The 15,382-nt window shown below is 40.8% G+C and carries 9 protein-coding genes; 4 read left to right on the top strand and 5 right to left on the bottom strand.

Translation table 11 applies throughout. The annotated features are described in order from the left end of the window. Nucleotides 1-56: 56 nt before the first annotated feature. From tkt to xylB, 4 genes are read right to left on the bottom strand one after another with little or no spacing between them, the layout of a single operon-like run. Entirely contained in the window at nt 57-2,075 is a 2,019-nt protein-coding gene (gene tkt, locus I6F50_RS00755; RefSeq protein ID WP_197175067.1) for a transketolase, read from the bottom strand. A 58-nt stretch (nt 2,076-2,133) separates the two neighbouring features. Beyond that, nucleotides 2,134-3,072 carry a transaldolase gene (tal, locus tag I6F50_RS00760; protein ID WP_197175069.1) on the bottom strand — a complete coding sequence of 313 codons (939 nt, stop codon included), beginning with the start codon at nt 3,070-3,072 and terminating at the stop codon, nt 2,134-2,136. Between the two features lie 39 nt (nt 3,073-3,111). Beyond that, nucleotides 3,112-4,431, bottom strand: a complete 1,320-nt coding sequence (xylA, locus tag I6F50_RS00765; RefSeq protein WP_007375167.1) for a xylose isomerase — start codon at nt 4,429-4,431, stop codon at nt 3,112-3,114. A 30-nt stretch (nt 4,432-4,461) separates the two neighbouring features. Further along, nucleotides 4,462-5,919 carry a xylulokinase gene (xylB, locus tag I6F50_RS00770; RefSeq protein WP_197175070.1) on the bottom strand — a complete coding sequence of 486 codons (1,458 nt, stop codon included), beginning with the start codon at nt 5,917-5,919 and terminating at the stop codon, nt 4,462-4,464. Nucleotides 5,920-6,081: 162 nt separating this feature from the next. Between xylB and I6F50_RS00775 the strand changes: the two genes are divergently transcribed. Beyond that, nucleotides 6,082-7,038, top strand: a complete 957-nt coding sequence (locus tag I6F50_RS00775; protein ID WP_197175071.1) for a Gfo/Idh/MocA family protein — start codon at nt 6,082-6,084, stop codon at nt 7,036-7,038. A gap of 82 nt (nt 7,039-7,120) precedes the next feature. On the opposite strand, the gene I6F50_RS00780 is transcribed toward I6F50_RS00775, so the two are convergent. Then, complete coding sequence (locus I6F50_RS00780) at nt 7,121-8,731, bottom strand: glycoside hydrolase family 43 protein (protein WP_197175073.1); 1,611 nt, start codon at nt 8,729-8,731, stop codon at nt 7,121-7,123. 211 nt (nt 8,732-8,942) lie between these two features. On the opposite strand from I6F50_RS00780, the gene I6F50_RS00785 reads away from it, so the two are divergent. From I6F50_RS00785 to I6F50_RS00795, 3 genes are all read left to right on the top strand, one after another. Continuing rightward, on the top strand, nt 8,943-9,983 hold the full coding sequence (locus I6F50_RS00785) for a LacI family DNA-binding transcriptional regulator (RefSeq protein ID WP_007375163.1): 1,041 nt from the start codon (nt 8,943-8,945) through the stop codon (nt 9,981-9,983). A 61-nt stretch (nt 9,984-10,044) separates the two neighbouring features. Then, the gene (locus I6F50_RS00790; RefSeq protein ID WP_331458695.1) at nt 10,045-11,454 is read left to right on the top strand and encodes a sugar porter family MFS transporter; all 1,410 of its coding nucleotides are present in this window, start codon (nt 10,045-10,047) and stop codon (nt 11,452-11,454) included. A gap of 579 nt (nt 11,455-12,033) precedes the next feature. Further along, nucleotides 12,034-14,790, top strand: coding sequence for a glycosyl hydrolase family 8 (locus I6F50_RS00795; RefSeq protein WP_197175077.1), 2,757 nt, complete (start codon nt 12,034-12,036; stop codon nt 14,788-14,790). Nucleotides 14,791-15,382 lie beyond the last annotated feature (592 nt).

Below are 15,382 nucleotides of genomic sequence, written 5' to 3' on the forward strand. Positions count from 1 at the left end.
AGCGCATTAATTGGATAAAGTTTGGATTATTTAGCGCATTACGCGTACTAAATATATTAAGCGTTGGCTTTAATTAACGCGTGCGCGGTGCTAACTAGGTTTTTGGTTGTAAAGCCAAAGTGCGCTAATAGCACGTTACCTGGCGCCGATTCACCAAAGGTGCTCATACCAATTACTTTGCCTTGTAAGCCAACATATTTAAGCCAGTAATCTTGGTGTGAGGTTTCGATTGCAATGCGCTTTACAACCGAGTTTGGTAATACACTTTGCTTGTAATCGTCTGATTGCAGGTCGAACAATGTGGTGCTTGGCATAGATACCACACGCACGGCAACGCCTTGTGCTGTAAGCTCTTTAGCGGCTTGCATTGCTAAATCAACCTCAGAGCCTGTTGCAATTAAAATAAGCTCAGGCGTTTTACTGCTATCGCTAAGAATGTAGCCGCCTTTTTCTATGTCGTTAATTTGCTGCGCGCTACGTGGCTGGTGGTTTAGCCCTTGGCGACTAAAAATAAGCGCAGTAGGTTGATGCTGATTTTGTATTGCGTTTTTCCACGATACTGCAGTTTCTACTGCATCACATGGGCGCCATGTTACTAGGTTTGGCGTCATACGTAGGTTGGCTAGTTGCTCAATAGGTTGGTGAGTTGGACCGTCTTCACCTTGGCCAATAGAGTCGTGGGTATACACAAATATATTTTGAATACCCATAAGTGCCGACATTCTTACTGCGTTACGGGCGTATTCCATAAACATTAAAAACGTAGCACCGTAATTAATAAAACCACTGTGCAGTGATATGCCATTCATAATGCCGCTCATACCAAACTCGCGCACGCCATAAAACAGGTAATTACCGCTGGCGTCATCTGCGCTTATGCCTTTGGAGCCAGACCACAGCGTTAAGTTAGAACCGGCTAAATCGGCAGAGCCACCCAGTAACTCTGGTAAATGCGGGGCAAAGGCTTCAATGGTGTTTTGCGAGGCTTTTCGGCTGGCAATGTTAGCGGCGTCATTGTTGCACTGTGCAATATAGTTGTTTGCAATAGCTTCAAAGTTGTCAGGCAGGGTGCGTTTAATTACGCGTCGCTCAAATTCTTTAGCAAGCTCTGGGTGGCTTTTGGTGTAGTCGCTAAACAGTTGTTGCCATTGTTTTTGTTTTTTATCACCGCTTTGTTTAGCGTCCCAATGGGCGTAAATATCATCACTGATACTAAATGCTTTATTTGGGAGGTTTAAAAATTTGCGTGCAGCAGTTATTTCGTCATTGCCTAATGGCGAGCCATGGCAGTCGTGCGAGCCTGATTTATTTGGCGAGCCAAAACCAATCACGGTTTTACAACAAAGTAGGGTAGGTTTATCGCTCACTAGTTTGGCTTGTGCAATGGCGCTGGCAATTTGTTCTGGGTCGTGGCCGTCTATATCTTTTATTACATGCCAGCCGTAAGCGTCAAAGCGTTTAGCGGTGTCGTCGGTAAACCAGCCCTCAACGTGTCCGTCGATAGATATACCGTTATCATCCCAAAAAGCAATAAGTTTACCCAGGCCTAATGTGCCTGCAAGCGAACATGCTTCGTGCGATATGCCTTCCATTAAACAGCCATCACCCATAAAACAGTAAGTGTAATGATCAACAATATCAAAACTCTCTTTGTTAAATTGTGCTGCTAGGGCTTTTTCGGCAATAGCCATACCTACGGCATTTGATAAACCTGCGCCAAGCGGACCTGTGGTTGTTTCAACACCTGGGGTATAACCGTATTCAGGGTGACCTGGGGTTTTTGAATGCATTTGTCTAAATTGTTTAAGCTCGCTAAGTGGTAGTTCGTACCCGCTTAAATGCAATAAAGAATAAATAAGCATAGATCCGTGACCGTTACTGAGTACAAAGCGGTCTCGGTTTGGCCAATTTGGATCGGTTGGATTGTGGTTTAAAAAATCGTTCCACAGTACTTCGGCTATATCGGCCATACCCATAGGTGCGCCCGGATGCCCTGAATTTGCTTGCTGTACCGCATCCATACTGAGTGCGCGAATGGCATTAGCAAAAGGCGCACGAGAAGAAAGCTGAGTCATGTATTACCTCAAATAAAATTAAAAAAGCCCGCACGTAATGTGGCAGGCTTGAGGGAAATTAGTTTAGTAAGTCTTCAACCAATTTAGCCAAAACACGCTGATCTTTGGCAAAGTTACGAATACCTTCACCGAGCTTTTCGCTGGCCATTGGATCTTCGTTGTGCTGCCATAAAAATTGCTCATGGGTGAGTGCGGTTAAGTCACTTTGCGGTGCTTTGGCAATATTTGCAGCGTCAAGCTTAGTAAGCAGTTCACCTTCTTGGCTTTGTAAATCATTGAGCAGTGCGGGCGAGATAGTCAGTAAATCGCAGCCAGCAAGCTCGATTATTTCTTGAATGTTTCTAAAGCTTGCGCCCATTACCACGGTTTTATAATCGTACTTTTTATAGTACTTATAAATACTGGTAACCGACTGCACACCAGGATCTTCGCTTGGGGTGTATTCTTTATTATCGCGGGCTTTGTACCAATCAAGAATACGCCCAACAAACGGAGATATAAGCGTTACGTTAGCTTGTGCGCACGCAATGGCTTGAGCCATCGAAAAAAGCAGTGTTAAGTTACACTTAATGCCTTCTTTTTCTAACTGCTCGGCGGCTTTAATGCCTTCCCACGTTGAAGCAAGTTTAATGAGTACGCGGTCTTTTGAAATACCGGCTTGCTCGTAAAGTGAAATAAGCTTACGCCCTTTGGCAATACTTGCTTGGGTGTCAAACGATAAACGCGCATCTACTTCGCTTGATATACGCCCAGGTATTACTTTTAGTATTTCACAGCCAAAGTTAACAATAAGTTGGTCGCAAATAGCGTCAACGTCATTGCCAGCTTTGCTTATAGCATCACTAATTAAATGTTTATACTGAGGTAATTTTGCAGCTTGTAAAATTAACGAAGGGTTGGTTGTTGCATCAACCGGTTGTAGAGCTTTGATTGACTCTACATCACCACTGTCGGCAACGACCGTGGTTACTTTTTTGAGTTGTTCTAACAAGTTCATAATGATGTACGCCTCGGCTTTAAAACCGAGGCGATGTCCTTATACGTAGCGGTTAACAATATTCTCAAGCAGTTCTTGGCGACCAGAAACTTGCTTAGGATCGATGTTGTTCTCGTGTACTAAGGCTGAAAGGCTCTCAAGTGATTGCTCACCATTTAGAATGCTTTGGCCTAGGTCTTCTTTCCAACCAGCGTAACGTTTTTCAACAAAATCAGTCAGCTCGCCACCTTCAATCATTGCTGCTGCATTGAGTAATGCTTTAGCCATCGTATCCATACCGCCAATGTGACCAATGAATAAGTCATCACGCTCACACGATTGACGACGAAGTTTAGTGTCAAAGTTAAAGCCACCGGTTGTAAAACCACCCATTTTTAAAATTTCGTAAACAACAAGTGTGCACTCAGCTACGTCGTTAGGGAATTGGTCAGTATCCCAACCGTTTTGCATGTCGCCACGGTTAGCATCAATACTACCCATGATGCCTTCTGCGCAAGCAACTGCAATTTCGTGGTGGAAACTATGACCCGCAAGTGTTGCGTGGTTTGCTTCAATGTTTACTTTAATTTCGTCTTGTAAGCCGTGCTTGTATAAAAAGCCTGCAACCGTTGCTGTATCGTAATCGTACTGGTGCTTAGTTGGCTCTTGTGGTTTTGGCTCAATTAATAATGTGCCTTTAAAACCAATTTTTTTCTTGTGCTCTACAACCATTTTCAAAAAGCGTGCATACTGTTCGCTTTCTTGTGCAAGGTCTGTATTTAGTAGTGTGTCGTAACCTTCACGACCACCCCAAAGTACGTAGTTTTCGCCGCCTAAACGATGCGTAATTTCCATTGCATGTTTAACTTGTGCTGCTGCATATGCATACGTATTAGGATTAGGGTTTGTTGCACCACCGGCACAAAAACGCTGATTTGAGAATAAGTTAGCAGTACCCCACAGTAGTTTTACACCTGTACGCTGCATTTCTTTTTCGATAATGTTAGCTATGTGCGTTACGTTATCGTGGCTTTCTTGTAGTGTTTTGCCTTCAGGGGCAATATCAACATCATGAAAACAAAAGTAAGGAACGCCTAATTTTTCATAAAATTCAAAGGCTACTTTTACTTTTTGTTCAGCAAGTTCTAATTGATTCCCTACAGGTTGGATCCAAGGACGATCAAATGTACCTTCACCAAAAATATCAAACCCTGTAGAACAAAAGTTATGCCAGTAACAGGCTGCAAAACGTAAATGTTCTTTCATTGTTTTGCCAAGCACTACTTGGTTTTCGTCGTAGTAACGAAATGCAAATGGGTTTTTAGAGTTTTCACCCTCAAATTTGATTTTTTCAACGTTTGTAAAAAATTGTTCGCTCATAATGTGCTCCATTAATTTTATAATAGTGTATTAAAAGTATGTTTTTACACTTTGGTAAAGTGCTTTGTATGTTGTGTATTGCTGTGCGTAAAAGTCTTGCATGACTGGGTCTGGCTCAATTGTTTGCGTTACTTTGCCGTTAACACACACTTGTTGTGCAGGGAGTTGTGTTACTGCTATTCGGGCAAGCCTTGCTGCGCCAAATGCGGGGCCAACTTCTGAGCCTTCTCGGTAAATTAGGGGGCGGTTGAGTACACTTGCGATGATTTTTCCCCACAGTGGGCTTTTAGCGCCACCACCAATAACGGTTACATCGTCAATTTGTGCGCCAGCATCAAGCAGTACTTGTTGGCCATCGGCAAAAGCAAAAGCAACGCCCTCTAGTACTGCGCGGCCAAGGGCTGCTGCATCGGTATCGCTATCTAAACCAAAAAATACGCCTTTGGCATCGGGGTTATTATGCGGCGTACGCTCGCCAGTTAAATAAGGTAAAAATATCACTGAGCTTGGTTTGCTAAAATCGCATTTACTTACTTGTTCAAGCAATGCGCTTTCGTTTTTAAAACCGGTTAATTTAGTGACCCAGGTTAAACAGCTTGCTGCGCTTAACACCACTGACATTTGGTGCCAGGTGTTTTCAATGCAATGACAAAAAGTATGTACAGCACCTTCTGGGTTAGGCAGGTATTTATCGTTAGCAACAAAGTAAACGCCCGAAGTACCTAATGATAAAAACGCTTGTTTAGGCCTTACTACGCCAACACCGGCAGCGCCTGCGGCATTATCGCCACCACCTGCAACAACAGGCACTTGCTCCATACCCCATTTAGTAGCAACTTGGGCTGTTAATTTTCCAGTAATTTGTGTGCCCTCAAAAAGAGTAGGCATGTGTTGCTCTGTTAAGTCGCAAGCGCGAAGCATTTTTTGCGACCATGCTCTTTTTTCTACGTCTAGCCACAGTGTGCCTGCTGAGTCAGACATGTCTGATGCAAAATCACCGGTCATTAAAAGGCGTAGGTAGTCTTTTGGTAATAATACTTTGGCTACTTTTGCAAAGTTTTCTGGTTCAAACTCTTTTAACCACACCAATTTAGGTGCAGTAAAACCAGGCATTGCTATGTTGCCGGTAATATTACGAGAATTTGGTTCGCGTTTTTCAAGCTCTACACATTGTGCTGCGCTGCGCCCGTCGTTCCATAAAATGGCGGGGCGAATAATACTATTGTTTTTATCAAGCAGTGTTGCGCCATGCATTTGCCCAGAAAGGCCCACAGCCTTTACCGATTTTAGTAATGCAGGGTGAGTATTTTTAAGCTTCTCGATTGCACTACAGGTAGCAAGCCACCAATCTGTAGGGTTTTGCTCAGAAAAAAGGGGGGCCGGGCGTGAAACGCTCAAAGATCCGCTCGCTTGAGCAAGCAATTGGTCTTGCTCGTCTAAAATAATTACTTTTACACCTGAAGTGCCTAAATCGATACCAAGGAACATAAATGTGATGCTTAATGTTGTTTTAGTGTTAGCGCTAACATTAATGATTTGATATTGTTAAGTCAAGCTAGTTTTAAACTATGTTTAACAATTAATTTGCAAGTTTATTGCTTGGTTGTTGGAGTTCACTTAAATTTCTTTTTAAGATCATAAGGAAACACTATGAAAAAAATAAACTGGGGTATCGTTGGTTGTGGCCGAATTGCTACACAATTTTGTGAAGACTTAGCACATACCAATAATGGTGTTGCGTACGCGGTTGCAGCAAGAAATGGAGATGATGCAACCGCTTTTGCGAGCAAGTATGGTGCGGCCAATGCCTACGAAGGGTATCAAGCATTATTTGACGATAAAAACGTTGATGTGGTTTACATTGCGACCCCGCATAACTTTCACTTTAAAAATGCCAGCGATGCTATTAAAGCAGGTAAGCATGTATTGTGTGAAAAGCCCATTACGGTTTCGGCTGAAGAGTGTAAGCAGTTGTCTTTACTGGCTAAAAAGCACGACGTATTTTTAATGGAAGCCATGTGGACGTACTTTTTACCAGCAATACAAAAAGCTAAACAATGGGTAGAAGAAGGACGAATAGGCACTATTAAGCATGTTAAAGCCGACTTTGGCTACCCCGTGCCTTTTAATCCCGACGGGCGTGAATACAACCCCGATTTGGCGGGCGGTTGTTTACTTGATATGGGAATTTATCCGCTAGCTATTGCCAATTACTTTTTAAATAACGACCTGGAAAACTTATACGTAAGAGCAAATATTCGCTACAAAGGCGTAGAGGACGATGTACTTATTACGGCTAATTGTGGCGATGTAATGGTGAGCTTAGCAACGTCATTTCAATGTCGGTTAGGTAATGGCGCGTATATTATTGGCAACAAAGGCTATATAAAAATACCCGATGCATTTAGAGCTTATGAGTGCTCTTTGTATGAGCTTGATGATTTAATTGAGCATTTTGAAGATGGCAGGCAGTCACAAGGTTACAGCTTTGAAGCCCAAGAAGTAGGGCGCTTACTGAGCGAAAATAAACGAGAGAGTGACATTATGAGCCACTCTCAGAGTTTACTTTTACAATCGCAAATGGAGCGTATTAAAGCCCTGTTCTAAAATAGTTTTAAGAGAACTTTAAAAAGCTTTAAAAATTTTTATATCAGCTTTAAATCAACTAATAAACTTAACTGGCGGCGATTTATTCGCCGCTAGGTTCGTCATAATCAAAAAATGAAAAGTGAGCTTCTTTATTTTGCCCCGATAAGTCTTGGCACGCCATACCAACAAAAGCACCGGTAAAACACGGGCGATACCCTTGCGGTGATTGCTGCACGTAATCATCAGATAAAATACTGCCATCAAGCACTGGACCAAACTTTATCCAGCAGCTTTTTTCGGTGGCGTAGTAAAACTGCAGCTGAGCGCCATTAAAATCAGCTTTTAAGTAAACAGGTTTGTTTGTTTTAAGCAAAAGCGGTGCAACAGGCGTGCTTGTTTGGTATTTATCGCAGCTTATTATATTTAAATAACGTGGTGTGGTTTCATCGCCTACATCGCCGCCGCTTATATGCAAATAGTAGTAATGCGCGGTGTTGTAATAACATACTAGCCCCGCCATTTGCTGAAAACTGCTCGGCGCAAAATCAACGCATGTGCTGCTAACAGTATGATGAGCCTGTACACGCCTGGCAATAAAACTTTGCTGATGCAATGAGCTTAAAGACTCTTTTCCCACTAGGGTGAGCGATGCTTTTTGGGCATTTTTATAGACCCAGCTTTTGCACATGGGTATACGCAATGACTGAAAATCAACAGTCAGATCATCGTTACTAAAATTAATATTTGTTGATGGTTGCGGCTGTGGATTTAGCATTAAACCTTCAACGGGTACGTGTATTCTGGGGGCTTTATTTGTGTGTTTGGCATAAGGCCAGCCATCGTCTTTCCAGATTATTTGCTCAATCCCTGTTTCACGCCCTGTAATGCAGCGGCCACGCTCAGTCAGTGGTCTAGATGTTAAAAATACCGTGTACCAATCACCGGCTTGCGTTTGAAAAAAATCTCCATGGCCACATTTTTGTAGCGTATTACTCGGCTCATGAATTGCTGTTATTACGGGGTTGTGCGGGTGTACTTGGTAAGGGCCAAATACGTTTTTAGCACGCGCTACACTAATGCAGTGTTCATACCCAGTGCCACCTTCAGCGGTAATTAAATAGTAGTAAGCGCCGCGTTTTAAAATATGTGGGCCTTCAGTGCAACCAAGTTTTGTGCCTGAAAATATAGGTTTAACATCGCCTATTAATTTATTGGTTTTTAGGCAAAGCTCTTGCATTACTATGCCACCAAATAGTGCGTTGTTGCGGTGATCAACCAGCATGTTTAGCAAATAGCTTTTACCGTTATCATCGTGAAAAATAGACGGATCAAAACCGCTAGAGTTTAAGTAAGTCGCTTGTGACCAGTTACCGGTAATATCAGTGGTTGATACAAAATAGTTTGGTGTGTCTTTCCAAGGACCATCAAAGCTTTTTACATTGGTATATACCAAATAAAAACGGCCATTATTGTAACTAAGTTGCGGTGCCCATACGCCGCAAGAGTCGGGCACTCCTCGCATATCGAGTTGCTCTACGGTGTTAAGTGCTTGGCCTATAACTCGCCAATTTACTAAATCGGTAGAGTGGTGAATTTGCACACCGCCAAACCATTCAAATGTTGAAGTGGCTATGTAGTAGTCGTTATTAACTCTGACAATGTTTGGGTCTGGGTTAAAGCCTCTTAGAATTGGGTTTTGCAGGATGCTCATAATATAGGCCTTTTTAAGTTTTTTATATTATTGGGTGTGAATATTATAAAATTGTTGTTAGCGCTAACATTTTCAGTGTAGTATAAGACTTTGTCAATAAGTAATCATTTAAAACGCGCTGTAAACAATATCAAGCTTTACAATTATGTATAATGAAAATTAAGAAAGTTAATTATAACAATCCACTGATTGTGAGTAGGTAATAACAGTAATGGCCGATCCTAAAAGAGCAAGAATACAAGATGTAGCCGAGCAGGCTGGTGTATCAATGATGACAGTTTCGCGCGTGCTCAACCAAGACAAAAAAGTAAGCGACAAAACCCGCGAAAAAGTAATGGCTGTTGTTGAGCAATTAAATTACAGGCCAAATGTGTCTGCTAGGCGCCTTGCTAGTACTAAGTCATTCTTTTTAGGGCTTTTATACGATAACCCAAGTGACTCTTACATAAGCCAATTTTTATTGGCAGCGCTTAAAAAATGCCGCGCATTGGGCTACCACCTTGTTGTTGACGAAGCGCATACCGATATTGACAAAACAATTGAATCGGTAAAGCAACTTATTGATGTTACACAGGTTGATGGCATGATTTTACTGCCACCTATGTGCGACAACGAACAGGTTTTAGATGTTCTTACTAAAGCAAATATTCCGTTTGTAAGAATAACGCCAGATACAAAATTAAATCGCTCCCCTTATATATGCATGGACGATTACCAAGCAGCGTTTGATGTTACAGAACATTTAATAAATCAAGGGCATAGCAAAATTGCACATATTATTGGCGACACTAAACAAGGTGTTAGCCGTTTGCGTTACCAAGGCTATTTAGATGCGCTGCGCTCTAATAAAATAATAACGCCACCTGAGTATATAGAGCAGGGCAGTTTTACCTATCAATCGGGTATGGAAGCGGCAATAAAATTACTTTCGCTTGATGATAAACCAACGGCTATTTTTGCAGCTAACGATGATATGGCTGCCGCTGTAATCTCAATAGCTCAAAAACAAGGTATTAATATTCCAAGCGAACTGTCGGTTGTTGGCTTTGATGACACGCAACTTGCAACCATAGTTTGGCCAAATATTTCTACGGTAAAACAGCCCATTAATGAAATGGCTGAGCTTGCGATTACTTTACTTGCATCGGGTCAGTATAACGATTTAAGCAATGTAAAAAGCTTAGACTTAAGACATATTTTAGATTTTGAATTAATAGAAAGAGAATCAAGCTCAACCAATAAAAACAACTAAATAAGCGAATACGCACACCCTTTTGAGCTTCAAAATCTATATAAAATAACAACAACACACAATATGGATACTTATGAACGAGAAAGAAAATGTACTTTTAATAGTACTGGTTTGCTTTGTTGCGACCATTGGCGGGTTTTTATTTGGTTTTGACAGCGGCGTAATTAACGGCACTGTTGATGGATTACAAACGGCGTTTGGCTCCAGTAGTGCGGGTACGGGATTTAACGTATCGAGCATGCTAATTGGTTGTGCCATTGGTGCGTTTTGCGCAGGTCGATTGGCTGATAAATTTGGTCGGCGTCCAATTTTACTTTTTGCCGCTGCTTTATTTATTATAAGTGCTTGGGGCTCGGGTGTGTCAGTCACATCGTTTGAATTTGTGATTTATCGCATTTTAGGTGGCTTAGCGGTAGGGGCTGCATCGGTTATGACCCCCGCATATATTAGCGAGATTGCCCCCGCACGATACAGAGGTACGCTCTCTACACTTCAACAAGTGGCTATTATTTTTGGTTTGTTTAGCGCATTTGTGAGTAACTACTTTTTAGCAAATACTGCTGGCGGTTCTACGGCTATATTTTGGCTCGACTTTGAAACATGGCGTTGGATGTTTTGGGTTGAATTATTACCTGCATGCTTGTTTTTAATCGCTTTATTCTTTATCCCCGAAAGCCCTCGATACTTAATTATGGCTGGTAAAAAAGACGCTGCTGCACGGGTGTTATCGTCATTATATGGTGATAAAACTGCCGCTCATAAATTGAATGAAATAGCACAGTCGCTTGCTGACGATAAGCACCAACCTAAATTATCTGATCTTATTGATAAACCTAAAAAACGTTTACGCCCCATTATTTGGATAGGAATTGGCTTAGCGACATTTCAGCAATTAGTAGGCATTAACGTTGTTTTTTACTACGGTGCGGTACTTTGGCAAGCCGCAGGCTTTACTGAATCTGACGCGTTACTCATTAATATAATAAGCGGCTTTGTAAGTATTTTAGCAGTGTTTATTACCATGTATTTTATAGACAAAATTGGCAGAAAACCTTTTTTGTTAACCGGCTCAATTGGTATGACAGTGACGCTTTCGGTTATTGTTTATGCCTTTTTAAATGCAGATATTGGCCCAACCGGTAACTTAGAATTAGGTGAGCAGGGCATAGTTGCTTTAATTGCAGCTAATGCGTACGTGTTCTTTTTTAACCTATCGTGGGGCCCTGTAATGTGGGTTATGTTAGGTGAAATGTTCCCTAACCAAATTCGCGGCTCTGGCCTTGCAGTTACCGGCTTTGCCCAGTGGATAGCTAACTTTTTAATTACTTGGTCGTTCCCAGTAATGCTCACCGGTATTGGTTTAGCAGGTGCGTATGGTTTTTACGCATTTTGCGCGTTTGTTTCAGTTATATTTGTATTTAAGTTTTTACACGAAACCAAAGGCAAAGAGCTTGAACAAATGAAAGGGTAAATATTATTCCTTTAATAAGCGCCAAAACTAAAGCAATAGAACTAGAATAATAGAACTAAAGCAATAGTTTTGGCGTTGTTATACTGCTTCACTCGTTAAGCTTTTTTACTAAACCAACACGTTATAAACTTGCAGTAACTACCTAATTTCTCAATAGTTAAATTATCAATGAATTTAATTAAAGTGTGAGTCGCTTGTTCAATATCACGATTTGCAATAACGTTTAACATCATTTTTCAATTTTTATTATTCCTTATTTAATCTGCTTGCATCGCCGTCGGCCCCTTAATTGTTAATATTTGATGACAAAATATTATTTATTTAATATCTTATTGTCAAAATGACATTAACATCTATAATCATCTGTGCATTGATGGTTAATTATTCAAAAAAACAGCATAAAAAAACTAGATGATATGTGAAATCTGGTTTTGCTGGTTGTGATATTTGAGTTGATTGTTGTACGCAGTGTTTTACGAGTTTATTACAAGTGTTTAGCAAGTAGCTCTACATTCATGTATTTCTAAATAATAAAAAACATGGATCGTAAAGTAATCAAATATTAAAAATAGGATTGTTATGAAAATTAATAAATTATTATTACCGATTTTAGGTATAAGTACATTAACAACAAGTGCTTACGCTCAACAATTGGCAAGTGGTGAATTAGAAGGCGGTACATTACTACCTGGTTATTCTAGTGTTATAGATACTCCTTTTAACGGTGTCGCGGCATTTGCTAACAATGATGGCGTGGAAGTAAATACCCAAGTGAGTGGCATACCGGGGAAATTTCGTTTAGATATTCGTGGTGCAAGTACCGATAACAGCGCTGCCGGTATTAGTGTATACCTTGGCGATAAAAAAGTGGGCGCAACCAGCTTTAGTGGTTCATCTGCTAGCGTATCGAGCATCGATTTTAAATTATCGAGTCAACCCAGTAATACAAAACTTAAGTTTGTTTTAGAATCTGATAATGGTGGCAATGACACCTTTTTAGATTTTTATGAATTACACCGTGTTGGCGACATTCCGGCAGCGCCTGCAGCGCCTACGTTACCAAGCCAAGGAGCATTCGACTCTGGTCAATATCGTAGTATGTTCCAAGAGTTTGGTTATTCTTCGTCAGAAGTAACAGCGCGTTTAAATAAAGTTTATGACCAATTATTCCATTCTACCGATACAGCTAATAAAGCGATTTTCATTCCTACTGGTAATGATATGGCTTACATTTGGGATGTGGGTAATAACGATGTACGCTCCGAAGGTATGTCATACGGTATGATGGCGGCTGTTCAAATGGATCGCCAAGATGACTTTAATAAATTATGGAAATGGGCCAATACTTATTCTTTAAATAAATCAGGCAACAATAAAGGTTATTTTGCATGGAAAGTAAGTACAAGTGGCCAAGTGCAAGATGCTGCGCCGGCGCCTGATGGTGAAGAGTACTTTGTAACAGCACTATTTTTTGCTGCTAACCGATGGGGTAATGGCTCAGGTATTTATAACTATGAAGCACACGCAAACCAAATATTAAAAGACATGGTTGGTAATGGTGAAACACGTTATAACAATCAAGGGCAGTTAGAACAATATACCTTAATTGATAAAGCGAACAAACAAATCGTATTCTCGCCATCTACCCCTACTGACCGTAACTGGACCGACCCTTCATATCATTTACCTGCATTTTATGAATTGTGGGCTCGATGGGCTGATAATAATAATGACTTATGGGCTGAAATGGCGGTTGAAAGTCGTAAATTTTTCAAGACAACTGCAAATTCTAGTACCGGCTTATCACCTGATTATGCCAACTTTGACGGTAGTCCACATGGCAGTTTCCAAAAATGGAAAGAAACTTTTCAATATGATGCATGGCGTACTATTAGCAATGCCGCAATGGATTATTCGTGGTTTAAAAAAGATGAGTGGCAAGTTACGTGGGCAACACGTTTACAATCTTTCTTTAAAGGCAAGGGAATTGATACCTACGCAGGTTTATATAACCTAAATGGTTCATTATATGATCCAAATAATACCGATCATTCACCCGGTTTAGTTGCTATGAACGCGATAGCAAGTTTAGCGTCTAATAAGTCAGATGCTTGGGAGTTTGTTGATGCATTTTGGAATACACCTGTGCCGGAGGGAAAGTATCGTTATTATGACGGAACTCTATATATGTTCGGTATGTTAGCGATGAGTGGTAATTACCGAATCTATTGTCCAAATAACGGCTGTGAAGGTAGCGTAATTGATCCAGGACCTGGAGACGGTGGTAATAATGCACCTGTAGCCAACAACGACTCAGTTTCAACAACCAAAAATACCAATGTATCTAAAAATGTGATTTCAAATGATAGTGATGCAGATGGTGATTCAATCAGTATTACTACTTACTCACAAGCGGGTAATGGCTCTGTTAGCCAAAATGGTAATAGTTTAGTTTATATGCCAAATACTGGATATACCGGTACTGATAGCTTTACCTATGCAATAACCGATGGTACAACAACAAGTAACAACGCAACCGTAACGGTTAGTGTTACTGATGATGGTGGTGGCACTACACCAACAGATCGCCTTTCTATTCCAGGAACTGTTCAAGCTGAAGCGTTTGTACGTGAAAGTGGTACGAAAACTGAAGATACTGGTGATTCAGGTGGTGGTTTAAATGTCGGCTATATTCAAAATGGTGATTATTTAGACTTTGCTGTTAATGTTGCAGAGGCGAGTACTTATACCGTTGAAGCGCGTGTAGCATCTGATTCTAATGGTGGTACATTAACGTATTTACTAAATGGAACAAACAGTATTGGTTCTATTAACGTATCAAACACTGGCGGATGGCAGACCTATCAAACGGTTTCTACAACAGTTGATTTAGCTGCGGGTAATCAAACTATTCGGACTAATTTTACGGGTAGCGGTTACTTATTTAATGTGAATTACTTTAAGTTCATTAAAAATGGTGGTGGTACTACACCTAATCCAGATCCTACACCAGCTCCAAGCAACAGTGTGACTTGTGAATTTGTATTGGGGGATGATTGGGATTCAGGTTTTTCAGGTAATATTAAAGTAACCAATAATGGTGATACTGCTGTATCAGGCAACTGGTCTGTTACCTGGTCATATCCTTCAGGGTACGGTCTTACTAATAGCTGGAATGGAACGGTTACAGGTTCAAATCCATATACAGCAACACCTAATAGCTGGAATAGCACGATACAACCAGGACAATCTATTGAGTTTGGTACACAGAACTCTAAGTCTACGAGTGGTTCAGCAGTTCCAGTAATAAATGTTACGGGCACAATTTGTAATTAAAGAAAGGTTTATTATCTAGTTTGTAATTTGAAAAATATAAGGCGTTAGTAATCAAGTTGCTAACGCCTTTTTAATACTTACCATTAAATCGCTTCACGTTGTTTAACAAACGCATAAATTACTTCTAATATTCAGAGCAAACGCAAACGCAGAAGCAGAGCACAATGTGGAGTGCTTTTTCTTTGGATTTATTATTACTTTGAAGTGGTACAACTGAGTGGGTTTGAACTGCTGGCCATTGGGCCGGGAGATCAAGAGTGGGTAGTGCTTTTTCTTTGGATTTATTATTACTTTGAAGTGGTACGACTGAGTGGATTTGAACTACCGACCTTTGGACCGGGTGATCAAGAGTGGGTAGTGCTTTTTCTTTGGTTTTTTATTACTTTGAAGTGGTACGACTGAGTGGATTCGAACTGCTGGCCATTGGACAGGGTGATCAAGAGTAGGTAGTGCTTTTTCTTAGGTTTTTTTTATTACTTTGAAGTGGTACGACTGAGTGGATTCGAACTGCTGACCGTTGGATCGGGTGATCAAGAGTGGGTGGTACTTTTTCTTTGGTTTTTTTATTACTTTGAATTGGTACGACTGAGTG

Origin of the sequence: Pseudoalteromonas sp. NZS127_1, from assembly GCF_015864295.1 — a bacterium.
GTDB classification, from domain to species: Bacteria; Pseudomonadota; Gammaproteobacteria; order Enterobacterales; family Alteromonadaceae; genus Pseudoalteromonas; species Pseudoalteromonas arctica.